The 22715-nt window shown below is 63.0% G+C and carries 25 protein-coding genes; 11 read left to right on the top strand and 14 right to left on the bottom strand.

What is annotated here, in order from left to right; all coding sequences use genetic code 11:
• The first annotated feature begins 102 nt into the window (after positions 1 to 102).
• Together ACQKI2_RS15045 and ACQKI2_RS15040 are read left to right on the top strand one after the other, a co-directional pair.
• On the top strand, positions 103 to 528 hold the full coding sequence (locus ACQKI2_RS15045; protein ID WP_427380420.1) for a hypothetical protein: 426 nt from the start codon (positions 103 to 105) through the stop codon (positions 526 to 528).
• A gap of 86 nt (positions 529 to 614) precedes the next feature.
• Positions 615 to 893, top strand: a complete 279-nt coding sequence (locus ACQKI2_RS15040; protein WP_427380419.1) for a hypothetical protein — start codon at positions 615 to 617, stop codon at positions 891 to 893.
• A gap of 20 nt (positions 894 to 913) precedes the next feature.
• Here ACQKI2_RS15040 and ACQKI2_RS15035 read toward each other — a convergent pair whose 3' ends face one another.
• The 3 genes from ACQKI2_RS15035 to ACQKI2_RS15025 form a co-directional block, all read right to left on the bottom strand.
• Positions 914 to 4189, bottom strand: a complete 3276-nt coding sequence (locus ACQKI2_RS15035; protein WP_427380418.1) for an efflux RND transporter permease subunit — start codon at positions 4187 to 4189, stop codon at positions 914 to 916.
• The gene (locus tag ACQKI2_RS15030) at positions 4186 to 5262 is read right to left on the bottom strand and encodes an efflux RND transporter periplasmic adaptor subunit (protein ID WP_427380417.1); all 1077 of its coding nucleotides are present in this window, start codon (positions 5260 to 5262) and stop codon (positions 4186 to 4188) included. The genes ACQKI2_RS15035 and ACQKI2_RS15030 overlap by 4 nt, the downstream gene beginning before the upstream one ends.
• Before the next feature lie 162 nt (positions 5263 to 5424).
• On the bottom strand, positions 5425 to 6924 hold the full coding sequence (locus tag ACQKI2_RS15025; protein ID WP_427380416.1) for an amidase: 1500 nt from the start codon (positions 6922 to 6924) through the stop codon (positions 5425 to 5427).
• Between the two features lie 165 nt (positions 6925 to 7089).
• On the opposite strand from ACQKI2_RS15025, the gene ACQKI2_RS15020 reads away from it, so the two are divergent.
• Positions 7090 to 7845 (top strand): TlyA family RNA methyltransferase, encoded by a 756-nt coding sequence (locus ACQKI2_RS15020; protein ID WP_427380415.1) that lies wholly within the window; start codon positions 7090 to 7092, stop codon positions 7843 to 7845.
• On the opposite strand, the gene ACQKI2_RS15015 is transcribed toward ACQKI2_RS15020, so the two are convergent.
• Together ACQKI2_RS15015 and ACQKI2_RS15010 are read right to left on the bottom strand one after the other, a co-directional pair.
• Positions 7842 to 8420, bottom strand: a complete 579-nt coding sequence (locus tag ACQKI2_RS15015) for a copper chaperone PCu(A)C (protein WP_427380414.1) — start codon at positions 8418 to 8420, stop codon at positions 7842 to 7844. The two genes, ACQKI2_RS15020 and ACQKI2_RS15015, sit on opposite strands and share 4 nt — an antisense overlap.
• A 91-nt stretch (positions 8421 to 8511) precedes the next feature.
• Positions 8512 to 9273, bottom strand: a complete 762-nt coding sequence (locus ACQKI2_RS15010) for a glycine zipper domain-containing protein (protein WP_427380413.1) — start codon at positions 9271 to 9273, stop codon at positions 8512 to 8514.
• Positions 9274 to 9414: 141 nt separating this feature from the next.
• Between ACQKI2_RS15010 and ACQKI2_RS15005 the strand changes: the two genes are divergently transcribed.
• The 3 genes from ACQKI2_RS15005 (at position 9415) to ACQKI2_RS14995 (ending at position 11917) form a co-directional block, all read left to right on the top strand.
• Positions 9415 to 10512 (top strand): class I SAM-dependent methyltransferase, encoded by a 1098-nt coding sequence (locus tag ACQKI2_RS15005; RefSeq protein WP_427380412.1) that lies wholly within the window; start codon positions 9415 to 9417, stop codon positions 10510 to 10512.
• A gap of 164 nt (positions 10513 to 10676) precedes the next feature.
• Positions 10677 to 11177 carry a porin family protein gene (locus tag ACQKI2_RS15000; protein WP_427380411.1) on the top strand — a complete coding sequence of 167 codons (501 nt, stop codon included), beginning with the start codon at positions 10677 to 10679 and terminating at the stop codon, positions 11175 to 11177.
• Positions 11178 to 11416: 239 nt separating this feature from the next.
• On the top strand, positions 11417 to 11917 hold the full coding sequence (locus tag ACQKI2_RS14995) for a porin family protein (protein ID WP_427380410.1): 501 nt from the start codon (positions 11417 to 11419) through the stop codon (positions 11915 to 11917).
• Between the two features lie 79 nt (positions 11918 to 11996).
• Here the strand turns inward: ACQKI2_RS14995 and aroC are convergent, their stop codons facing one another.
• Positions 11997 to 13088, bottom strand: a complete 1092-nt coding sequence (gene aroC, locus ACQKI2_RS14990; RefSeq protein ID WP_427380409.1) for a chorismate synthase — start codon at positions 13086 to 13088, stop codon at positions 11997 to 11999.
• A gap of 2 nt (positions 13089 to 13090) precedes the next feature.
• Positions 13091 to 13663 (bottom strand): hypothetical protein, encoded by a 573-nt coding sequence (locus tag ACQKI2_RS14985; RefSeq protein ID WP_427380408.1) that lies wholly within the window; start codon positions 13661 to 13663, stop codon positions 13091 to 13093.
• Positions 13664 to 13932: 269 nt separating this feature from the next.
• Here ACQKI2_RS14985 and pdxH point away from each other — a divergent pair, with 269 nt between their 5' ends.
• Positions 13933 to 14595 (top strand): pyridoxamine 5'-phosphate oxidase, encoded by a 663-nt coding sequence (gene pdxH / locus ACQKI2_RS14980; RefSeq protein WP_427380407.1) that lies wholly within the window; start codon positions 13933 to 13935, stop codon positions 14593 to 14595.
• A gap of 16 nt (positions 14596 to 14611) precedes the next feature.
• On the opposite strand, the gene ACQKI2_RS14975 is transcribed toward pdxH, so the two are convergent.
• On the bottom strand, positions 14612 to 15061 hold the full coding sequence (locus ACQKI2_RS14975) for a glyoxalase superfamily protein (RefSeq protein WP_427380406.1): 450 nt from the start codon (positions 15059 to 15061) through the stop codon (positions 14612 to 14614).
• Between the two features lie 278 nt (positions 15062 to 15339).
• Between ACQKI2_RS14975 and ACQKI2_RS14970 the strand changes: the two genes are divergently transcribed.
• Positions 15340 to 15723 carry a DUF4345 domain-containing protein gene (locus ACQKI2_RS14970; RefSeq protein ID WP_427380405.1) on the top strand — a complete coding sequence of 128 codons (384 nt, stop codon included), beginning with the start codon at positions 15340 to 15342 and terminating at the stop codon, positions 15721 to 15723.
• A gap of 202 nt (positions 15724 to 15925) precedes the next feature.
• Here ACQKI2_RS14970 and ACQKI2_RS14965 read toward each other — a convergent pair whose 3' ends face one another.
• Positions 15926 to 16897: a glycerophosphodiester phosphodiesterase family protein gene (locus ACQKI2_RS14965; RefSeq protein ID WP_427380404.1), complete on the bottom strand. Its 972-nt coding sequence runs from the start codon at positions 16895 to 16897 to the stop codon at positions 15926 to 15928.
• 120 nt (positions 16898 to 17017) lie between these two features.
• Between ACQKI2_RS14965 and ACQKI2_RS14960 the strand changes: the two genes are divergently transcribed.
• From ACQKI2_RS14960 to ACQKI2_RS14950, 3 genes are all read left to right on the top strand, one after another.
• Positions 17018 to 18643: a long-chain-fatty-acid--CoA ligase gene (locus tag ACQKI2_RS14960; RefSeq protein ID WP_427380403.1), complete on the top strand. Its 1626-nt coding sequence runs from the start codon at positions 17018 to 17020 to the stop codon at positions 18641 to 18643.
• 6 nt (positions 18644 to 18649) lie between these two features.
• Entirely contained in the window at positions 18650 to 18997 is a 348-nt protein-coding gene (locus ACQKI2_RS14955; protein WP_427380402.1) for a DUF3088 domain-containing protein, read from the top strand.
• A gap of 64 nt (positions 18998 to 19061) precedes the next feature.
• On the top strand, positions 19062 to 19958 hold the full coding sequence (locus ACQKI2_RS14950) for a DUF1499 domain-containing protein (protein ID WP_427380401.1): 897 nt from the start codon (positions 19062 to 19064) through the stop codon (positions 19956 to 19958).
• Positions 19959 to 19961: 3 nt separating this feature from the next.
• Here ACQKI2_RS14950 and ACQKI2_RS14945 read toward each other — a convergent pair whose 3' ends face one another.
• The 5 genes from ACQKI2_RS14945 to ACQKI2_RS14925 all read right to left on the bottom strand — a co-directional run bounded on the left by ACQKI2_RS14945 (position 19962) and on the right by ACQKI2_RS14925 (position 22632).
• Positions 19962 to 20447, bottom strand: a complete 486-nt coding sequence (locus tag ACQKI2_RS14945) for a hypothetical protein (RefSeq protein WP_427380400.1) — start codon at positions 20445 to 20447, stop codon at positions 19962 to 19964.
• A 36-nt stretch (positions 20448 to 20483) separates the two neighbouring features.
• A complete protein-coding gene (locus ACQKI2_RS14940) occupies positions 20484 to 20960 on the bottom strand; it encodes a hypothetical protein (RefSeq protein WP_427380399.1) in 477 nt (158 codons plus the stop codon).
• A gap of 63 nt (positions 20961 to 21023) precedes the next feature.
• Positions 21024 to 21497 (bottom strand): PaaI family thioesterase, encoded by a 474-nt coding sequence (locus tag ACQKI2_RS14935; RefSeq protein ID WP_427380398.1) that lies wholly within the window; start codon positions 21495 to 21497, stop codon positions 21024 to 21026.
• Positions 21494 to 21865, bottom strand: coding sequence for a tRNA-binding protein (locus ACQKI2_RS14930; RefSeq protein WP_427380397.1), 372 nt, complete (start codon positions 21863 to 21865; stop codon positions 21494 to 21496). The genes ACQKI2_RS14935 and ACQKI2_RS14930 overlap by 4 nt, the downstream gene beginning before the upstream one ends.
• Entirely contained in the window at positions 21865 to 22632 is a 768-nt protein-coding gene (locus ACQKI2_RS14925; RefSeq protein WP_427380396.1) for an SDR family oxidoreductase, read from the bottom strand. Before ACQKI2_RS14925 ends, ACQKI2_RS14930 begins: the two co-directional genes overlap by 1 nt.
• Positions 22633 to 22715 lie beyond the last annotated feature (83 nt).

Genomic DNA, 22715 nt, shown 5'->3' with positions numbered 1-22715 from the left:
ATAAGTGACCCAAAAAGATTCACCCGATTCAGGAATCGGAAACCACACCTCGCGTTTAGTGCGGGCTCCACGGGGCCGTTGGATCTTAGGAGTGCCTTCGCCATGATAAATGATCTCATAGCGCACATCGCTAACACCAACGGTCTCGAGGAGCCCGTCGCCCGCAAGGCACTGGGCATTCTGCTCAATGGCGCCGACCGGCAGGGAGCGCCGCTGGCGGCTGTCACTTTCCGCACCCTTCCGGGGGCCCGCGCGCTTGCCGCCTCGGCCGGCGCTGCGATCGGCGCGCCCACAGGCGAAATTGCCCGTCTGATCGAACTCACCCCCGGCGGCCGCCGCCGGGTTGTCGAGCAGATGTTTGGCGCATTGCGCACTGCCGGCATCGATCACGAAACCATGGGCCGCCTCCTGCCTTCCATTGGCGGCTGGATGCACGAGGTCTGCGGGATTGAAGGGCTCGGCCAGCTCGGCGCCCTGATCACGCACGATGCCGAGACCGCTGCCGCAGCGGCTGCCCGCGCAGCCTGACGCACGGGCGAGGCTTTTCAAGCCTCTCCAAGCCCGCTACAGCCCCTCGTCAGAACTGACCCAAGGACTGACAGGGGCCCGCCATCATGACGACTGAAAGCCTTCACGCGGATGAAGCCATCGCCGTTCGCCTCATGCAGGCGATCCGCGCCGATGCAGAAGCCGCCTGCGCGCCGGACCAGTTGGATCTGGTGTCGGTGACGCTCGATCTTTCCGCGACGGCTGAAGCGCCCGGCACGCTCGTCTACACGCCCCGGATCGACCGCAAGACGCGCACCATTCTCTTCACCAGCGGATCGGCTGCCGGCCCGGCAGGCGCGGTGATGACCGCCACGGTCGTCTACCGCATCCGCCCGGCGGGCTGAGAGGCCAGCTGTCAGCCCGGCTATTCTGCAGCCGGCAGAATTTCCTTGGATGATTTGCCGTCCTCATTGGCGGCGACACTGCCAGATGGCGGTGGCGTGCGATCTCCGCCCTTGCGGGTACGCAGCCAGCTCAGCACCTTGAGCACATAGGGTTTCAGCCAGTTGATAACCTTACGGGCCCGGCGCTTCATCCGGTAGGGCACCAGTAACCAGGTTGGCGTGACCAGCAGGATCATCATGGTGGAGAAGGCAAGGCCAAACACCACGGCGGTTGCCAGCTGGACCCACCATTCAGAGGTCGCGCCGCCGAAATTGATGGCGCCTTCGGAGAACACCACCGTCATCTGCAACACCATGGGCAGCAGGCCGCATACGGTCGTGCCGGTGGTCAGAAGGATGGGGCGGATACGCTGCGCTGCGGTTGCCAGCGCCGCTTCTTCGGGCGGGCGCCCGTCCGATAGCAGGCGGTTGAAGGTATCGATCAGCACAATATTGTTGTTCACCACGATACCTGCCAGCGCCACGATGCCTGTGCCGATCATCAGGATGCTGACATAGGGCAGTACAAGGTTGATACCCACGAGAACCCCGGCCGTGGAAATGATCACGGCAGTCAGGGTCAGGATCACCTGCCAGAAGTTATTGTACTGCCAGAGCAGGATCACCGCCATCATGAAGAGGGCGGCTGCGGCAGCCCCGCTGAAGAAGGCGGCCGCATCTGCCGAATCCTCGTCAGCGCCTTCAAAGCGCACCTCAACGCCGGCCGGCATGTCCTGCGCGTCGATCCATTGCTTGAGTTCAGCCACAATGGCCGCGCCCGCACCCTGTTCGGTTGCGTTCCCGCGCACCGAAATCACACGCTTGCCGTCCCGGCGCTCAATTGTGCTGACGCGCGGGGCAGGCTCACGGTCGACAAACAGCGACAGCGGCACATTCCCCTGCGGCGTTGCGATCCGCAGGGTGTCAAGCGCGGAGGCAGAACGGGCGTCTTCCGGAAACCGTACACGGATGTCGATTTCATCATTGGAATCGTCCGGGCGATAACGGCCCACAAGGATACCGTTGGTCACCAGTTGGACCGCGGCGCCCACCTGGGCGACATCGACCCCGAACTTGCCAGCCTCGGACCGGTCGACGGTGAGTTGATATTCCACGCCAGGCAGGGGCCGGGAATCGTCCACCTCGCGGACGTCCCCGCGCGCTTCCATCCAACCCCGGATCATGTCGGCAGCCTGATAAAGCTCTTCATTGTCAAAGCCGAGCAGGGCGACCTGGATATCCTTGCCGCCAGGCGGGCCTTGTTCGCGCGCGCTGATCTGGAAGCGCAGCGCCGGCACATTGGAGAGGCGCTCGCGAACCCGCTCAAGCGTCACGCGGCCATTATAGGGCCCGTCGGCGGTGGTTTTCAGATCCATCAGGATCTGGCCAATCGTGTCTGCCGGCATGCCGCCGGAGGCGTCCATGTTGACCCCGCTGCTGCCGGATGAACCCGCGCGCGTCGAGAGCGCCGTGATCCCGTCCAGATCAGCGATGGCCGCCTCTGCGCGTTTCACCAGCACGGCCTGTTCGGCGGCCGACAGCGCGCCCTGCGCCTGCACGAACACATAGGCCTGTTCGGGTTCGATATCGAGGAACAGTTCGGATTTGTGCTGCTCCGAGCCAAACCACATGAAGATCAGGACGACGAGCCCGAAAGCTGCGCCCGTGGTCAACAGCGGACGGCGGATCGTTTCGCTGACAACGCGCACATAGGCGCCCAGCCAGCCCTTCGCCTTGCGCGGGTCTGCGTCGGCGGCCAGCGCGGCGAGGTCTTCATCGGTGCCGCCGGGACGCGCCCCGAAAGTGGCGCCCATCACCGGCAGGAAGATCAGCGCGGAAATCAGCGACGCCGTCAGCACAAAGATCAGCGTGATCGGCAGGTAGGCCATGAATTTGCCGGGCATCGAGTTCCAGAAAAGGAAGGGCACGAACGCGGCCAGCGTGGTCAGCGCAGAGCTCACCACCGGCCAGAACATCCGCTTGCCCGCCATCGCATAGGCGTCCTGCTTGTTCAGGCCCTCGGCCATCTTCCGGTCGGCATATTCGGTAACGATGATGCCGCCATCGACCAGCATACCGACCGCAATCACCAGGCCAAACATCACCATCATGTTGATCGTGAAGCCGAACGCGCCCAGCAGCAGGAACGCCATCACGAAGGTCGCGGGGATCGAGATACCCACCAGCGCGGCTGAGCGCAGGCCGAGCGCGGCCACAACGATGATCATCACAAGCAGGATTGCCGTCATGATCGAGCTTTGCAGCTGGCCCAGCTGCGTGCCGATCATCTCGGATGTATCGGAGGTCACGACCGCCTGCACGGTCGGCGGCCAGGATTGCTGCTCGATGGCCACCGCTTCGCGCACGAAATTGGCCGTATCAAGAATGTTTGCGCCGCTGCGTTTCACCACTTCGATGAGGAGGGCATTCTCGCCGTTGAAGGTGGCAAAGCCGGTGGCGTCCTTGAAGGTGCGGCGCACATCGGCAACGTCGCCCAGGGTCACGACGGCATTGTCGGTCTGTTTGACCGGCAGGGAGAGCGCGTCGGCGCCGGTGCGGATAATGCCGGGCACCTTCACGGCAAAGCTGCCCTGGCCGGTCTCGATCGAGCCGGCGGCCACAAGCCGGTTGTTGGCCGAAACGACCGCCATGATCTCCTGATAGGAGATGTTGTAGGTTTCCAGCTTCACCGGATCGACCACGATCTCGAGCAACTCCTCGCGCTTGCCCAGCACGCGGGCTTCCAGGATCGTGCCGTTGCTTTCCAGCCGGTCCTTGAGACTGTCGGCAATCCGGGCGAGGCCGCGCTCGGGCGCGTCGCCGTAAAGGTTGACCACCAGAACAGGGAACTGCGCCGCGTTAAATTCGGTGACAATCGGTTCACGGGCGTCATCGGGGAAATAGCGTTTGGCCATATCCACCTTGTCTTTGACGTCGAGCACGGCCTGATTGATGTCCGCGTCGATCTCGAACTCCAGCACCAGCTGGGCCGCGCCCTCGGTACCGTAGGAGTTGAAGGTCTTCAGGCCCTCAAGCGACTGGATCTCCTGTTCGATCGGCCGCACCAGAAGGCGCTCTGCGTCTTCGGGCGTCACGCCGGCGAGCGGCACGGTGATGGCCACGAAGGGGATCGGAATATCCGGGTCCGCTTCCTTCGGCATGTTGATGTAGGTAGCCGTGCCGGCAATCAGCACGCAGACCAGGATGGTAAGGATCATCCGTGTCCGGCCGATTGCCCAATCGACAACGCCTGTCATTTTCCGGCTCCCTCGGCGGAGACCGGTTTGATCGTCACGCCGTCATTGAGATAGTCCTGGCCCATCGCAATCAGCCGCACGCGGTCAGGCAGGCCCGTCACCCAGGCGCCCTCACTTGTTTCGTCGATGATGCGCACCTGCGCAAACGCCACGGTGTTATTCTCCGTCACATAGCGCGCGCCAAGCTGGCCGCTGTCAGAGAGGGTGAGAAGCGATGGCCTGATGAGGGTTGCGTCCGTCTCCCCGGCGGGGATGGACATGGACGCGGTGATCCCGGCTGCCACCAGCGCGTCACCGGTATCAAGCTCGGCTTCAACCGGGAAGGTGCGGGTCTGTTCGTTGGCGGTGCGTGCTACAAAGCGCAGCTTGGCGGGAAACTTGCGGCCATCGGCCAGCACCACTTCGGCGGCCATACCTACCTGCAGCAGCCCGGCCTGCGCCTCGGTCACTTCAGCAGCCACGATCACCGGATCAAGATCCACCAGAAGGCCGCAGGCGCCGCCCGGAGAAAGATAGTCGCCCGCTTCGGCCATCCGGCGTTCGAAGACGCCATCAAAGGGCGCGCGGATCTGTGTGCGGGACAACTCCACCTTGGCCGAGTTCACGGCCGCTTCAGCCGCATCAAGGCTGGCCTTGGCAGAGGCTTCGCGATTGGCGGGGGTAAGGCCCTTCTCGGCGAGTTTGACGGAGGCCTCGTAATCCACGCGCGCAGAGTCGCGGGCCGCTTCGGCCTCCTTCACTCTTGCGCTGCGGGCTTCGACATCCAGCCCGCATAGCAGGGTTCCGGCTTTGACGAATGTGCCTTCGCGAACCGGCGTTGCCACCACCGTACCGGCGGTTCCTGCTTTCAGCGTCACCGATTTGTCAGGCGCCGTGCGGCCCTTGGCGGCAATCCGGATCGTATGCCGCTGGCTCTGCGCCTCAATCACGAGGGCCTGAGGGACATCAGAACGGGTTGAGGCCTCTGCCGTGGGCTGCTCCGTGCTGATACTTCCGCGCATAACGCTGCGAAGTCCGAAGTAGGCGACAATGGCCACCAGAATGATGGCGGCGATCAGGACGGAACGGTTCACTGTGTGGGTCTTTCCTGGGAGGGCGGACGTAAAATAGGTCATCCTGACGCAAGAGTCAGGGTTTGTGCTAAAAGATTTCTAGCACGCCACCCGTTTCCAGCCTGCAAAAGACTGGAGCAGTTTGGTTAATTGCTTGATCTGCCTGATTAATTCTTGCGAATATTACAGAGATGTTACAGCCGGTCTGCGCTCTGCCCAGGGCCGGGCGGCCTCCAGTTCCAGCGCCAGTTCAAACAACAGCCGGTCGTCCCCCCTCCGTCCGGAGAACATCGCCCCGATAGGCAGGCCCGATGGCGACCAGGAAAGCGGCACACTCATCGAAGCGGCGCCCGCCACATTCATGGGCGAGGTGTAGGCAACGAAGCTCAGCACGCTGTCCATCACCGCGTCGAAGTCTCTGTCCGGAGCCTGTTCCCCAATCGCCACGGCCGGGCTTCCGGTAACCGGGGTAAGCAGAATATCGAGGTCGCTGAAGAAGCTGTGATACTCTTCCTCGAAGGCCAGCAGGTAGCCGACGATGCCCGGCAGGTCGTCCATCCGGTTTGCCGCCATGTTTGCCAGGCCCAGGGTCCAGGGCTCCAGAATGTCCGGGCTGATCGGCTTGCCGGAATAAGCGCTGACCTGCCGCGCAAACTCGCCGGCGCCCGCAGCCCAGTACATGATGAATGCGTCGGTGAACTTCGGCCCGTCCATGGGGAGGGTATAATCGATCACGGTATGGCCAAGGTCGCGGCAAAGCTGGGCAACGTTTTCAATTGCGGCGCGCGTATCGGGATGCAGCGTCGTTCCGCCAATCGGTTCGGGCGCAAAGCCGATCTTCAGCCGCCGGGTCAGGGGCTGGATTTCTCCGAGCGCGGGATACTCTCCGCCGGGCACTTCCGCCGCCCGGAAAAGTTCAATGGAGTCCCGTACACTGATGGTCACGGCGTGGTTCACCGAAATCTGAAGTGGCGGGCCTGCCGCGCCGGGCTCGCTATAAGGCAGCCGGTCGCGCGAGGGCTTCATCCCGAATACCCCGCAGGAAGATGCGGGTATACGGATCGATCCGCCCCCATCGCTGGCATGGGCAAAGGGCACAACGCCGGCGGCCACCAGCGCCGCAGCGCCGCCGGACGATCCCCCCGGTATGCGGGAGACATCCCAGGGATTGCGGGTCGGCCCGTTGGAGAGCGGCTCGGTGGAGGAAATCAGCCCGGCTTCCGGCGTGGCCGATTTGCCCAGAGACACAATCCCGGCCCGCCGCAATCTGGCGGCGAACACGCTGTCGGTGGCCGCCATATGCCCCTCAAGGCCCCGGCAGCCTCTCAGTGTCGGCGCGCCCCGCCAGTCGATCAGATCCTTGATGAAGCTCGGCACGCCTGCAAACGGCCCGGCAAGCACGCCGCTGGCATCGGCGCGGGCAGTCTCGAAGGTTTCGGTAACGATGCCGTTGATCTGATCTTCCACGGCCCGCGCCCGCGCAATCGCCGCTTCCACTTCTGCCAACGCCGTCGTCTCGCCCGAGGCGATGGCCGCTGCGATCGCCACCCCGTCGCGAAAGCCGGGGGGCGCTGGCGCGATGTCCGGCTTCGAGGCAGTGTCTGCCGCCTTTGGCGAGCAGGCAGCGAGGGCGAGCGTGGCGGCGCCTCCGGCGAGGGCGGCGCGGCGTGTCAGTCTTGTCATGAAAGGAAAGCTCCTGGTCCCATGCAATTTCTGCAATTCATCGGCGCCCATCGTGGCGGGCAAGCTCCGCCAGCGCAAGCCCTCTCTGCCCTGACGTTGACACTGGCCCCGCCTGTCCCTTTACGGGTAAGTCTGCCGCGAAAGCCTGGAAAGGACCGCCCTCAGATGACAGAGCCCGTTTCGCCGGAACGAGACCGCGCTGACAGGTTGCTCGTCGCCCTCGGCCATTTTGAAAGCCGGGCTGGCGCGCAGGCCGCCATTGCGGCGGGCCGGGTCAGGGCCGATGGCCAGCTTGTCCGCAAGCCGTCAGAGATGATCGCCCGCAATGCCCGGATCGAGGCTGAAGCGGCCCACCCCTATGTTTCGCGCGGCGGCCTGAAGCTTGCCCATGCGCTCGATACATTCGGCATCGAGGTCGCCGGAAAAACCTGTCTTGATCTTGGCGCCTCCACCGGCGGCTTCACGGACGTGCTGCTTCAGCGCGGCGCGGCCCATGTCACCGCCATCGATGTCGGCCATGGCCAGTTGCATCCGAAGATTGCCGCAGACGCCCGCGTTTCGGCCTTTGAAGGGCTGAATGCCCGCGACCTGACAGCCGGTCATCTGAAAGCCGCGCCGGAAATCATCGTCTGTGATCTGAGCTTTGTGTCGCTTCACAAGGTGCTGCCCGTGCCGCTCATCCTCGCGGCGCCCGGCGCGGTTCTGCTCGCCCTCTTCAAGCCCCAGTTCGAGGTGGGCCCGGAGAATGTCGGCAAGGGCGGCATCGTGACCGATGAGGAAGCGGTGCGCGAGGCGCTCGCCCGGTTTCCGGCCTTCCTGGCGGAAAATGGCTGGCAGGCCGGCGCCCCCATCCCCAGCCCGATAGAGGGCGGAGACGGGAACCGGGAATATCTCTTTCTTGCCCGCAGGCCTCAGATCTAGTCGCGCGCGGCAACCGTCATCGGCAGTTCCACATCTTCCGTGGTGCCGTCTTCAAACTGCACACGGACGGTCACCGTCACGGCGGTGCCAGGCGTCAGGCTATCAGGTTGCACGCCAAAGAACATCAGATGGTCGCCGCCCCGCGTCAGGGAATGGTCGCCATTGGCGGGAACGGTGAAGGCTTCCACCTTGCGCATCGCCATCTTGCCATCAGCGCTCATCTCATGGGTATGCAGTTCCACGGCCTGCGCAAACGGCGCCTCCGCCCCTGTGATCGTCACCGGGCGGGCACCGGCGGCAAAGGTGCCAAAGCCTGCGGTCACATCGCGCCCGGCAGGCGGCACCAGCACGCTGCCTTCGACCAGCGCCAGCGTTCCGGCAATGATGCCCCGGTCAACCGGCGCGTCCGCTTCCATGCCCATATCATCGCCATGCATCCCGGCATGATCATCATGGACAGCCTCGGTTTCCGCAGGCGCCACAGCGGCGTCGCCGGAAGGCTGCTCGTTTGCTGGCGCGCAGGCCGCCAGAAGCAGGGCCGAAAGGCTCGCCGCAGTAATCAGGGACACGCGCATGGGAAAGCTCCGTTCAGATCCGCACAGGCGCGGAGTGAACATCAGCTTCCCCCTGATGGCAATTCCGTTTCTTGCCGCGCGTCAGGCTGTCTCAGTAGCCGTAAAGTTCTTCCTCGCCCCAGCCATCCTGTATCTGCCACTGACGGGTATTGTCATTCCAGCAGGCGGTCACCGGATCGCGCATCACCTGGCCATCCGGCATCTGCGTTTCGCGGTGGATCACCCGGCAGTCCGGGCCGCTGGAGGCTGGCTGGCCGCCGCCATACTGATACCCGCCGGACGGCGGATAGGACGGGGCAGGCGCCGGATAGGAGGAGGGATAGCTCGATGCCGGATAAGGCTGCGGCGCGGGTTGGGGATAGGAATTCGGCGCGCCGCGCATCACCTCTGCCCCGCCATAAAGGCCCTGCGTCGATTGCGGGATAGAGCCATAGGGCACGGAGGAATAGCTGCTCACCGGGGCATAGGCCACCTGGCAGTCAGCCGAGGATTTCTTGGCGATATCGCTGCCCGCCAGCCCGCCGACCAGCGCGCCCAGCGTCGCGCCCACGGCCACCTGCCCGGAATTGGACCGGCTTTCCTTATAGGTGCGCGGCGGCCCCCGGCGGCGATATTCGGTGTAGTAGCGGTCATTGTCGATGTTGTTGCCGATGGCGCCGCCGATCAGCCCGCCGACCACAGCGCCCACCACCGCGCCGGCCGTTCCGTCAGAGGATTTCTGCCGCTCGCACTGCACATTGCGCGCCGGCGCCGGGTAGGGATCATAGCCATACCCGTATTGGGCATGGGCCTCGCCCGGCAGGGAAACGGCCAGAAGGCTGACGCCGCAGGCGACAATCGCCGTCTTCATCATCACCATACTCCTTGTGATCGAAGGCTGAGCGCCTCCAGTGTTGCCTTTATACTGTGGCGGGCAATCTGAACCGGACCTGAAGAACTCGCGCGGGCGCCAGGCTGGCTGGACGGGACGTCTGCCCGGGCACATATTCAGCCCATGGAATGGCGCAGGATAGCCGCAAGAACAGCAGGGCGCGCCCGGTATGCGGCCGGGCAGGGCCTGCGGTCTGCCTGGTACACGGCCCAGATGCAGGCCGCCCGTGCCCGCGCCGAAGGCTTCAACCGCCCCGGCGAGCCTGCCTTCCAGCCAAGCCGCGGCCGGCCCGACATGGCAGAGCTGCGGCGCGCCTATTTCGAGCTTTTCCTGCAGGACCGCGCCAATATCGAGGCCGGCCTCTATCCTGAGCCGCGCGAACTCAGCCTCGCGGGTCTTCCCGGCGCGCTCAAGGCCGCCCGCGCGTTCCAGCAGGATGTGAAGGCGGTGGATGAAAGACGCCTCGCCCGAGACGGCAAGGCGCTTCAGCGCGATATTCAGGCGGGCGGCGATTTCCTCCAGAGGAATGCCAACCGCTATCCCGATTATTACCTGCAGAACTTCCACTACCAGACTGGCGGCTGGTTCACCGATGAAAGCGCCGAGCTTTATGACACGCAGGTCGAAGCTCTCTTCTCCGGCACGGCTGACGCCATGCGCCGCGCGGCGCTGGCGGAAATTTCCAGGGCGCTGCGGGGGCGCGATCAGCGCCGGCAGAGCCTGATTGATGTCGCCTGCGGAAACGGGCGTTTCCTCGAGAAGGTGCTGGAAGTGTGGCCGCGCCTTAATGTGACGGGCCTGGACCTCTCGCCTTCCTACACCGAAGCGGCCCGCGCGCGCCTTGCCCGCTGGCGCCAAGCCGATGTGATCCAGGAAATGGCCGAAGCCATGCCGGTGGAAAACGAAAGCTTCGACATTGCCGTATCGATCTATCTTTTCCACGAGCTTCCGCCGCGTGTGCGCCCGCGCGTTCTGTCAGAGATATTCCGCGTCCTGAAACCGGGCGGGCTGTTCATTCTTGCAGACAGTTTGCAGTTCTCGGATCGTCCGCCTCTGGACGGTTTACTCGAATATTTCCCGCATGGTTTTCATGAGCCCTATTACAAGGACTATCTTGCATGGGATCTGGACGGCGCATTGACGCAGGCCGGTTTCGTTAAAGAGTGTGGCACATTTGCGTTCCTCACAAAGGTAACGGCCTGGCGCAAAACACATCTCTGACAACTACATTAAGTCTCTGCAATTAATCGTGTTTTTTGGGACACAGTGGTCCGGCAAAGCCGGAAAATGACTGTATGGAAAGATGGAACACGGAGGATTCGTGGCTACGTCTCTGCCTGTGCCCGGCCAGAAAGCCAGGCGCTGAAATAAGGAGAAAGTAGATCATGAAACTTGCACTTGCTTCCCTCGCAGTCGTTCTCGCTGCAACCCCCACCGCCTTTGCGCAAGGGGATGTTGAAATCAGCGGCGGCTATTCGAACTTTGATGTGGGCCCCGCAGAAGTCGGCGCGCTTACAGGCCGGGGCACCTACTTCTTCAACCAGAATTTCGGTGTTGAAGGCGAGGCCTCTGTCGGCGTGAAAGACGATGATTTCGGCATTGGCACGGTTGAGCTTGATCATTCGCTCGGGGCCTATGGCGTCATGCAGGCGCCGGTGTCCGAGCGCGTCAGCCTCTTCGGCCGTCTCGGCTATTCGTCAACCGAACTCAGCGCCAACGACCCTGCGCTTAGCGCCGCAGCGGCCGATATCAAGGGCGTTTCTTACGGCGTCGGCGCGAAATTCAATGCCAGCGAACGTTTCGGCATTCGCGGTGAATTCACCAAACACGAAGGCGACCGGAATGATGCCGACGTTGTTTCCATCGGCGGCGTGATGCGCTTCTGATGTAATTCCACAGCCAATTTCCTCCCAAACATTTTCCCGGCGCCTTGTGCGCCGGGATTTCTTTGTCTGTAGGCAGAGTGTTGCCCGAAGGTAAACATGAAGAGCCCGTAATTAATCGTGCTTTTTCTGACACAGGGGTTAGGGATTTCTGTCACATTGCTGCGAAGAAAGGTGGCACACGGATTTTTCATTGCTATTTCCGCCCTGCGCTCAGCGCAGTTATTTGGAGAAAGCGTATAATGAAAATCGCACTTGCTTCCCTCGCCATTGCCCTTACGGCTGCACCTGCAGCTTTCGCTCAGGGCGATGTCGAATTGAGCGCCGGCTATTCGAACGTTGATATCGGTTCTGCCGATCTCGGTGCTCTGACGGGCCGCGGCTCTTACTTCTTCACCCGCCATCTGGGTGTTGAAGGTGAGGCATCCATTGGCGTGAAAGACGATGATGTTGGTCTGGGCAAGGTCGAACTCGACCACTCCATCGGCGCTTTCGGCGTCGTGCGTGCTCCGGTCTCTGAACGTTTCCACCTGTTCGGCCGGGTTGGCTACGCCACCTCCGAACTGAGCGCCAGCGTTCCGGGCGTCGGCTCGGCTTCGGATGATTTTGACGGCGTTGCCTACGGCGTCGGCGCGAAATTCTTCGCCACCGAACGCTTCGGCATCCGCGGCGACTTCACAAAATATGAAGGCGACGACAATGATGCCGACGTGTTCTCGATCGGCGCAGTGATGCGCTTCTAAGCCTTCCCTGCATGCCTGAAAAGAAACCCCGGCACAGAACGTGCCGGGGTTTTCTTGTTCTGCAGGCGGAATAAGTGAACTACCGCCCCGTCTGTCCCCGGTGGCGCAGCTTTGCATCGGCCAGCACGCAGGCCATCATGGCTTCGGCCACCGGCACCGCGCGAATACCCACACAGGGATCATGCCGGCCAATCGTGCGCACATCCACTTCCTCTCCATCCCGGGTGATGGACTTCACCTCATTGAGGATGGAAGACGTCGGTTTGATCGCGATACGGACGATCACGTCCTGCCCGGTGGAAATGCCCCCGGCCACGCCGCCATTATTGTTGGCCAGGAAGCGCGGCGCGCCATTGCCTGCGCGCATCTCGTCAGCGTTTTCTTCCCCGCTCATCGCGGCGGCCGCAAATCCCGCGCCGATCTCGACGCCCTTGACCGCATTGATGCTCATCATCGCGCCGGCGAGTTCTGCGTCGAGCTTGCCATAGACCGGCGCGCCCCATCCGGCCGGAACGCCGGAGGCATGCACCTCCACAATCGCCCCGGTCGAACTGCCCGCCTTGCGCACGCTGTCGAGATAGTCTTCCCACTGCGCGGCCATCGCCGCATCCGGGCCCCAGAAGGGGTTCTCCTGCGTCTCTGCCCAGTCCCAGTTCTCCGGGTCGATCATGTGCGGGCCAATCTGCACGACGGCCCCGCGAATGAGGACGCCCTCGCCAAGAACGCGCCGCGCCACCGCGCCAGCGGCCACGCGCGCGGCAGTCTCCCGCGCCGAGGAGCGCCCGCCGCCGCGATAGTCGCGCACGCCGTATTTCTGGTCATAGGCATAATCGGCATGGCCGGGGCGGTAGCGGTCGCGGATTTCGCGGTAATCTTTCGAGCGCTGGTCGGTATTCTCGATCATCAGCGAGATCGGCGTGCCGGTGGTGACAGGGCCGCCGGTGCGGTCGTCCTCGAACACGCCGGAGAGGATCTTCACCTCATCGGCCTCCTGGCGCTGCGTCACGAAGCGGGAGGTGCCGGGGCGGCGCTTGTCTAGGAATTGCTGGATGAACGGCGCGTCCAGCGGCAATCCGGGCGGGCAGCCATCCACGACACAGCCAAGCGCCGGCCCATGGCTTTCGCCCCAGGTGGTGACGCGGAACAGGTGGCCAAATGTATTGTGCGACATTTCTATTCTAGATCCTGAGGGCGGACGCGAAAGACGCCCTTGATACAGTCAGGATTTCGGATCGCAATCTGGATATGGGTTTTATGCATGAATCCGGAATTTGGATAAACTTCTGTGCCTTCAACAAATACGCCTCGCACGGAATCGAAAACGGATAGGCCATTTTCCTCTGTGGATTGAGCGAGATAGTTTACCTCGGCGCAATCTAAATTCCGGCGTAACAAGTCTTTGGAGTTCGCTGGCAGAACTTCATTGGCCGTATCAACGATAGTTTTATAATCGGCATAAGCCTGCCCCACGGCGTCAAGTCCTGCTTTGGTTGTCAGGTCAAGGCAAAGACCCAAGCTGATAACCGCTCCAACGACATCCGGGGTGCTGACCTTGCCGCGCTTCTTTTGTTCTTCTGCGAACTCCAGGGCGCGTTTCGGATTGGCTTCCCAGAAATAAACACCGCTGCCCAGCCAGTCGAAGTCATTTTCACTTGGCCTGAAGAGGGTACCGCTTACTACCTTGTCAGCGACAGATGCATCGCAGCCATGATAGCCAAGCAGAAGAGCTGTTGTGAGCTGATGCAAGGAGTATCAACCCTTGTATTTGGAGCTCAGTCCGCCGGATTTATTGTGTGTTCCAAGCTTTATCAGATAGGCTTTAGCCGCTTTGGGCGATTGGGTCGCTGACTTCACAGTTTTTTCAGAACCTTTTCGGAAACCGTCAGTATTCGCAGAATTCCAGGTTCCGGTAGATACAGCCTTAGTTTTGGCGTTGGGCATTTTAGGTCCATTACGTGACTGCGACGGAATGCAGGATGTAAAGATAACATCGTTCGTGGCATTTCATAGACAACATGCAAGAAAAACCCGTAATTCCGCCCAGCCCCAGCGCGGCTGACTATGCTGCCGAGGGCGACCGTCCGCTGGTGCCGGAGACGGACAACCCCATCGGCCTCTTCCAGGACTGGATGGCGCAGGCCCGCGCCAGCGAGCCCAACGATTCCAACGCCATGTCGCTGGCCACCGTCGATGCCGAGGGCCGGCCGGATGTGCGCATCGTGCTGCTGAAGGGCGTGGATGAGGCCGGTTTCACCTTCTTCACCAATCTTGAGAGCACAAAGGGCGTGCAACTGGCCGCCCATCCGGTGGCGGCGCTTTGTTTCCATTGGAAAAGCCAGCGCCGCCAGGTGCGGGTGCGCGGCGGGATAACCCCGGTCAGCGCGGCCGAAGCCGACACCTATTTCGCCAGCCGCGCGGCGCAAAGCCGGATCAGCGCAATTGCGTCCGACCAGTCCCGCCCCCTGGCCGACCGGGCAGTGTTCGAGCAGCGCGTGGCCGAAATCTCGTCCATCTATGGCGACGATAAGGACATTCCCCGCCCGCCGCATTGGGGCGGCTTCCGCCTCGCACCAACCGAGATCGAGTTCTGGCAGGACCAGGCCTTCCGGATGCACGACCGGCTGCGCTTCTACCGCAAGGAAAGCGGCGGCTGGGCAACGGTGCGGCTTTACCCGTAAACCGCCGCCCTGGCCGTCAGACGATCTCGGTGCCGGTCCGCTCCACGATCATGTGGGGCGCTCCATCGCTGGTGCGGGCCTGGGAGACACCGGCGGCTGAGACGGTGATCGTCACGCGGGTGCGCAGGTTCGAGAAGCTGTCGAACTCCACCACATCGACCGCCTCATCAAAGTGGATCGTCACTTCAAACGCGGCCCCATCATAGAGTTCCTTCACGCCGAGCACGCGGCCCGTGAAAGGCTGTTTGAGATAACGCCCAGAGACAAGATCGCCGACCTGCAGGGGCATTTCCGGTTGGTTCGACAGCCGGGCCGAGGCGGTGTTCCAGTCCCGGTAGCCCAGTTCGCGGGCGACCAGTTCGAGCGCCTGGGAATGGGAGACAGGATTGCCGGCGCGGGCGCGCTCGGCGCGGAGTTCGCGGGCGCGGGCTTTCGCCTGCTCGCGATTGGAGATGGGGGAAGACATCAAGAGGTTCCTTCTGCCGCCAGTCTCAATGAAGCAGGGCTCGCATTGCTGCAGGACTGGCAGGGAGAGGAGGTCTCATCTGCTGTCATGATCCCGCGCCAGAGCGTGGGGGGATCTTCACCGTGAGGCGATAAGCCTTGCGAGCGGCGGGCGTCCCGAACCTTGGCGCGCGCAATACGCCGGACGCGGCGAAACGTCAAGAATTGCCAAGCCGCGCGGAGTGGGAGAGAAGATGGCATCAGATATGACAAAACATGCCTTTTTTTGGGGGACCCGCCATGAAACTCGCCTTGCAGATCATCCTGGGACTATTCTCGCTGATCCCGCTGGCCTTTGCCGTGATGGGGCTGATGAACGGCGCCGCCTGGCTTTCGCCGCATGCGCCGGTGGCGGCGGCGGTGGACAATCAGTTCCGCTATTATTCGGGCATGTATCTGGTGGTGACGCTGCTGCTCTGGAACATCATCCCCGAAATCCAGAAACACTTCCGCACGCTGGCGATCATCTGCGCCGCGCTGTTCATCGGCGGCATTGGCCGCTTCATCTCCTGGCGCAGCGGCGGCCTCGGCGCAGAATTCCAGCTCTCCGGCATGTTCATCGAACTCGGCGCGCCGCTGGTGCTGATCCTCGCCTGGCTGGTAGCCCGCCGCGCGAAGGGGTGAGGGCAGCGGGTTTGGGGGGTGTTGGATAAGCGCGCTGCGCGCGGCCCTCACCTCCCACCGCCTTTGGCGGCGGGCCCCTCCTCTCCCTGAGGGAGAGGGGTAAGAGGCGTCGCGCTACCTAACCCCTCTCCCCCTGGGAGGTGAGGGCAGCGGCGTTGGGGACATCGCGTGTCAGCGCGTGGACAAATCCGGACAGATCCGGTCACGGGGTGGCGCAGGTGGTCCAGCCTTCGTCATCGGCGGTCAGCCATTCGGCGACCTTGTAGGGCTCGTCCGTGGCGATGAGAACGACGCCGTCATCGACGAGGCGCTGATACTCGCTGCCATCGTCATCGGCCCAGTATTGATCGTCGAGGCGTTCGCCGGGGCGGCCGAGGGTGCCGAACGCGGGCTCGACGCTTTCGGCCAGGAGGCGGGCATAGGCGGCGGGGTCAGGTTCGCGGGTGCCGGTCCAGGCGATGACGCGGCTGCGGTCAACGCCGAGGCCTTCAAGGCGTTCGATGTCGCGCCCACCGAAGGCGGAGGCGGTCATCATGGCGCCGGGGGCGACGCGGGCGATTTCGGCGGCTTCCTCATCCGAATAGGAAATCAGGATGGCGTTGCCCTCGGCGCCGGCGGCGACAACGGCGGCCCATATATTGGCGAAGGAGGTGGTCTTCTTCCGGTCAAGCTCGACAATGGCGCCCGTATTGCGGGCCCAGATCAGCGCGTCGGTCAGCTTGGGCGGGTGGAAGCTCGTCACCTCGCCATCGATGTCCTTCAGGCGGTAGCCGGCGATGGTGGCCCAGTCGGTGTCGGAATTATAGCCGGTCGCGTCCACCGTGCGGCCGAACTGGTCGTCATGGTGGAGGAAAAGGACGCCGTCGCGGCTTTCGGCCACGTCGATCTCGAAGACGCGGATGCCGCGCTCGAAGCCGTATTGCATCGTTTCAATGGCGTTCTCGGGATAGCCGATGGCCGGGCCGCCGCGATGGGCGGCGACGACAACGCCGTTGTTTTCGCGCAGGCAGTTGAAGAAATCGGGCAGCGGCGCGGTCAGCGCCGTGCTCATCGCCGGCGGCGCGCTGCCGGGATCGGCGATCTCGATGGGGGTGTCTACCGGATCGGCGACCGGGGGCTCACTGCAGGCAGCCAGGAGGAGGGCCGACAGCCCCGCGATCAGAAGCCGTGACATCAGCGTTGTCCTTTCCTTGCGTCAGCGCGTCTGCCCGAATAGACAGGGCTTTGATAAATCACAAGACACGACCCTGCGCAGAGACAGCGAAGACAAAACCTATTCCGGAGGAAGAGTTACATGAAAGGCATTATGCAGGACTGGCCGCTGACGGTGGACAAGATCCTCGAACATGCGCGTCTGCAGCACGGCAACCGCGAGATCATCACGCGCCGCGTGGAAGGCAATATCGCGCGCATCACCTATTCCGATCTCTATGACATGTCGAAACAGGTCTCCACGGCGCTGAAAGATGAAGGCATTGGCCTGGGCGACCGGGTGGCGACGCTGGGCTGGAACTCCGAGCGGCATATGGCGAGCTGGTATGGCACGATGGGCATTGGCGCCGTGCTGCACACGATCAACCCGCGCCTGCACCCTGAGCAGATCGCCTGGATCGCCAACCATGCCGAAGACAAGGTGCTGATCTTCGACAAGACCTTCCTGCCGATCGTCGAGGCGATCAAGGACAAGCTGGAAACGGTGAAGACCTTCGTGATCTATGCCGGCGCCGACACGATGCCGGAAAACACGCTCGGCGCGATTGCGTTCGACATCTGGATTGACGGGCGCAGCAAGAGCGTGCGCTGGGGCGATTTCCCGGAAGATACCGCCTGCGGTCTCTGCTACACTTCCGGCACGACGGGCAATCCCAAGGGCGTGCTGTATTCCCACCGCTCCAATGTGCTGCACACGCTGGTGACGATGGGCAAGGATGCGATGGGCATGGGGGCTTCGGACTCGGTGATGCCGGTGGTGCCGATGTTCCATGCCAATGCCTGGGGCCTTGCGATGTCCTGCCCCGCGACGGGGGCAAACATGGTGATGCCCGGCGCGCAGATGGACGGCGCCTCGATCTATGAACTTCTGGATACGGAGAAAGTGTCGATCACGGCGGCGGTGCCGACCGTGTGGCTGATGCTGCTGACGCATCTCCAGCAGAATGACCTGAAACTGCCTTACCTGAAGAAGGTGCTGATCGGGGGCTCTGCCATTCCGGAGAAGATCCTGCGGGCGTTCGAGGAAGAGTATGAGGTGGATGTGGTGCATGCCTGGGGCATGACCGAGACTTCGCCGCTGGGAACGCTCGGCGCGCTGCCGCCGCATCTGGAGAATGCGCCGGTGGAAGAGCGCATGAAGCAGAAGCTGAAACAGGGCCGCCCGCCTTTCGGTGTGGAGCTGCGCCTTGTGGACGATGACGGCGAGGAACTGCCGCGCGATGGCAAGACGTCTGGCCGCCTCTTGGTGCGCGGGGCGGCAATCGCGGCGGGCTATTTCAAGGGCGCCGGCGGGCATGTTCTGGATGCGGAGGGCTGGTTTGACACCGGCGACGTGGCCACCATCGACGAGATCGGCACGATGACCATCACCGACCGGGCGAAAGATGTGATCAAGTCCGGCGGGGAATGGATTTCCTCCATCGACATCGAGAACATCGCCGTGGGCCATCCCAAGGTGGCGAATGCGGCGGCCATCGGCATCTACCATCCCAAATGGGACGAGCGCCCGCTGCTGATCGTGCAGCCGGCGGCCGGGGAAAATCCGACCAAGGAAGAAATCCTCAAAAGCCTCGAAGGCAAGATCGCCAAATGGTGGACGCCGGATGATGTGCAGTTCGTGGATAACATTCCGCTAGGCGCCACCGGCAAGATCAACAAGCTGGCGCTGCGCGAGAAGTTCAAGGACTACAAGCTGCCGACGGCGTAAGAGGCCATGCAAAAAGATATCCTGTTCCTGCTGAAGCCGGGCTTTCGGAATCCGGCATTCCCGGAACAGGATTTCTATTGCTGGCACTGCGCGCTGATGGAGGGGGTGCTGGCTTCGTTTCCGGAGCACCGCCCTGCGCTGGATGTGCGCCGGATTGCGTTTCCAAGGCCGCGCGGCGATGTCGCCGCGCTGATCGGAGAGGCCAACCAGTCGCTGCCGGTTCTGGTGCTGGCAGAGGGGGCGCCCGAGCTTCTCTCAGCGGCATCGTTTGAAGGGCGCCAGTTCGTGAATGAGCCGATGGCGATCCTCGATCTGCTGCACACACGCCATGGTTATCCGCGCGCCCATCCCTGACACCGCGCCTCATTGCGGGGCGGGGCAAAATCGCTAGGGTCGCGCGCGAAGCATGAGGACGGCCATGAGCGACACTCCCCACACAGGCAATGAACCGGCAGGCTGGCGCGGAAAACTCGCCGGGGCCGCGCTGCTGGCGGCGATTGGCGCGGTGGTGTGGTTTGGCGTGGCGGCGCTGGGCACGCGGGCGGGCCTCTGGAGCTGGCAGACGGGGCTGGAGACGCTGACGCTGAAGATCGGGCCGCCGATGGTCTGGGCGGTGATCGGCCTATCGCTTGCGGCGGGCATTGCCGCCCTGGCGAAGGCGCCGCGCAAGCGGCCGTTCATGATGGCGATGGCGGCGCTGCTGGTTTCCGGCCTCACCATGGGGCGGCTGGCCGCGCATGAAGGCCAGATGGACCGCCTGCCGCCGCTGCACGATATCCAGACCGACTGGAGCGACCCCATCACCCCCAGCGATGCGCTGGTGACCGAGCGGGAAGCGGCCGGCGCGCTGAACGCGATTGAAGACGACCCGCTGATTTCGGCGGAGGCTGAGGCGCGCTGGCCGGGGCTTTCCGGGCGGCGTGTGGCCGAGGTGCAGGAAGAGGCGGAATTTGTGCCGGGCGAGCAGAAATCGCCGCGCGCCACGCCCTATCCCAAGCTCGCCCCGCTGATTGCGCCGGGCACGCCGGAAGAAGGCTATGCCGCCGCGCTGGCTGCTGTGGAGGCGCGCGGCTGGACGATCGTGCTGGCCGAGCCGGAAGCGGGCCGTATCGAGGCGACCGAGACCAGTTTCTGGTATGGCTTCAAGGATGACATTCTCATCCGTATACGCCCTGATGGCACGGGCGTGCGCATTGATGTGCGCTCGGTGAGCCGGGTGGGATTGTCCGACCTCGGCGTGAACGCCAAGCGCGTGCGCAACCTGCTGGACGAGCTGGAAGTGCGCCTCAACAAGGCTGCGTCCGCGCCGGGCTGAGGCTTACTCTCCGGCGAAGGGATCGGCCCAGGTCTGCATCGTGTCCTCGGTGATGAGGCTGCGGTTGGGCTCGGCGCCCCAGCACATCTGGGAGCAGGAGCCGGCATGGTAGCGCCCGTCCTCATCCTGCGAGACGGCCACGGCGTTTAGGCCCTCGAAACTGAACGTTACTCCGCAGGCGGCGGAGTTGGATGCGCTGCGCACCATGACGTATTTGGGCATGTCGCCCTTGAGGCTGCGGGTGACCTTGAAGAGGTAGACCAGCTCCGGCGGGTATTCGAAACCGCCCTCGGTCTCGGCGGGAAAGTTCCCGGTCGCGGGCTTGCGCACCGACAGCAGCTCGCCGACGAACGCGCCGGCGGTGTAGTCGCTTTCCAGCAGCGGGGGCTGGCTGTCACAGGGCAGGCAGCTGCAGGCGAGCGCGGCAGGTGCGGATACGGCAGCCAGAGCGGCCAAGGCGGCGAGGGGCTTCAGCATGGGGCGGTTCATTGCGGTTTCCCTTTCAGATTTACTTTGGGAAGGAGTCTAGTGGTCCATATTGCGGATGCGATCAGGGAAGTCAGTTTGATGGGTGCGCTCAGTCACAAGTGATCTGACATCCTCATTACTCCAGCAAAGTTGAGTACAACCGTCTGCATAGTATTCCTTAGAACCAAACGAATCCTCGCCGAGTTCAATGGCCGATACCGCATTCAAGCCTTCAAATGGAAAGCGTGTGAGGCATGTTGAATAGGTATCTACCTGGATGTGGACATATTCAGGAAGGTCTCCTTTGAGGGAGCGCAGCACCCTGAATACATGAAGAGGATAAGGCTGAGCCGGGGTAGCATCGTCTGAGTCATCCCCACCTAACTCCCGTATTGAGACTAACTCGCCAACAAATGCGATGCCTTTCTCGTTTTCGAAAATACCCAGTTCTTCACAAGGTATGCATGAACAAGCCAACGCAGCCTGAGCCGATATTGCGGCAAGCGCTGCCAAGGCGGCGAGGGGCTTGAGCATGGAGGGTCTCCTTTAAGGCGCAGACTGCCAGACTCTGCTGGCAGACGCCATATGAACTCAGGACTACCGTTTGAGGTTCAACTCTTCCATCGTGCGGATGGCTTTGGCGGCGGAGACGCGGACGAGGTGGCGGCCTTTTTCGTCGCGCCAATCGGCCTCGACGAAGCCGGAGGTCTTGCCGCGCGAGATGAGGCGGCCTTCGATCCTGATGAGGCCATTGGGCACCGGGCGGAAGATGCGGGTCTGCAGCTCTGTGGTGGTGAACCACTCGCCCTCTTCCAGCGCGCTTGCCATCGTCATCGAGACGATGTGGTCGGAGAGGCCAGCCACCCAGCCGCCGAACACGCGGTCCGGGCCGATGTCGCGGCTGCCATCATTGGGCCATTCATAATAGACGCGGCCATAGGAGACTTCCTTCAGCCAGTCCTGCGGGCGGATGCCGAGATTGCGGATGCCGGGGGGCAGTTCCCATTCGCCAGAGCGCAGGCGCTTGAAGAAGGCGTCCTGCTGGGCGGACATTTGCGTGCGCTGGGTCATGCGAGGCGGGCCCCGTTGGGAACGGGCTGGTCGGGCGAGAAGAGGACGATCTCTCCGGCGCTGTCGGCAAAGCCGAGGGTGAGGACTTCTGACATGAACTTTCCGATCTGGCGCGGCGGGAAATTCACCACCGCAGCCACCTGACGGCCGATCAGCGCGTCAGGCTCATAATGGGCTGTGATCTGGGCGGAGCTTTTCTTTCGGCCCACGCCCGGCCCGAAATCGATGACAAGGCGGAGGGCGGGCTTGCGCGCGCCTTCCAGCGGGGCGGCCTCAAGGATCGTCCCGATACGGATGTCTACCTTCAGGAAATCATCGAAGGTGATTTCGGGCGCAGGGCTCGCGTCCGGCGAAGCGGTGTAGTGCATCAGGTAACCGTGGCGCCCCCGTCAACGACGAGCATCTGGCCGGTCATGTAGCTGCCGGCCTTGGAGGCGAGATAGACCGCCGCGCCGGCGATCTCTTCGGGCTCGCCGATGCGCTTCAGCGGGGTGCCGGTCAGCGAGCGCTTGAGCGTTTCGGGGTTTTCCCAGAGGGCTTTGGCGAAATCTGTCTTGATCAGGCCCGGCGCGATGCAGTTGACGCGGATATTGTCGGCGCCGAACTCGGTGGCGAGGTTGCGGGCGAGCTGGAAGTCTGCGGCTTTCGAGATGTTGTAGGCGCCGATGATCGGGGTGCCGCGCAGGCCGCCGATGGAGGAGACGATGATGATGGCGCCGTCCTTGCGGGCCTGCATCTGCGGGGCGACCATCTGCACCAGCCAGTGATTGGAGATGATGTTGTTCTGCAGGATCTTGGTGAACTGATCATCCGAGATGCCGGCCATCGGGCCATAATAGGGGTTGGAGGCGGCGTTGCAGACGAGGATGTCGACCTTGCCGAAGGTTTTGGTGGTCTCATCGACCAGGGCCTGCAGTTCTTCCTTGGAAGAGATGTTCGCAGGGATGGCGATGGCGGTGCCGTCCCCATGCTTCTTGTTGATCTCGGCGGCGACTTCCTCGCACGGGCCGGGCTTGCGCGAGGAGATGACGACGCGGGCGCCCTGATCGGCCATGGCCTCGGCAATGGCGCGGCCGATGCCGCGCGAAGATCCGGTGATGATGGCGGTTTTGCCGGTAAGGTCGAACAGGCTCATGGGGCGCTCCTCTTTCGTGTCGTGTTCAGGCTTTTTGCTGGGCGCACGCTAGGGCGTACCTGTCAGAACCGCTAGGGGTTCCG

Source organism: Hyphomonas sp. NPDC076881, assembly GCF_050269995.1.
GTDB lineage: Bacteria > Pseudomonadota > Alphaproteobacteria > Caulobacterales > Hyphomonadaceae > Hyphomonas.
Note: the sequence above shows the minus strand (reverse complement) of the source record. Positions and strands in the feature narration are given on the sequence as shown.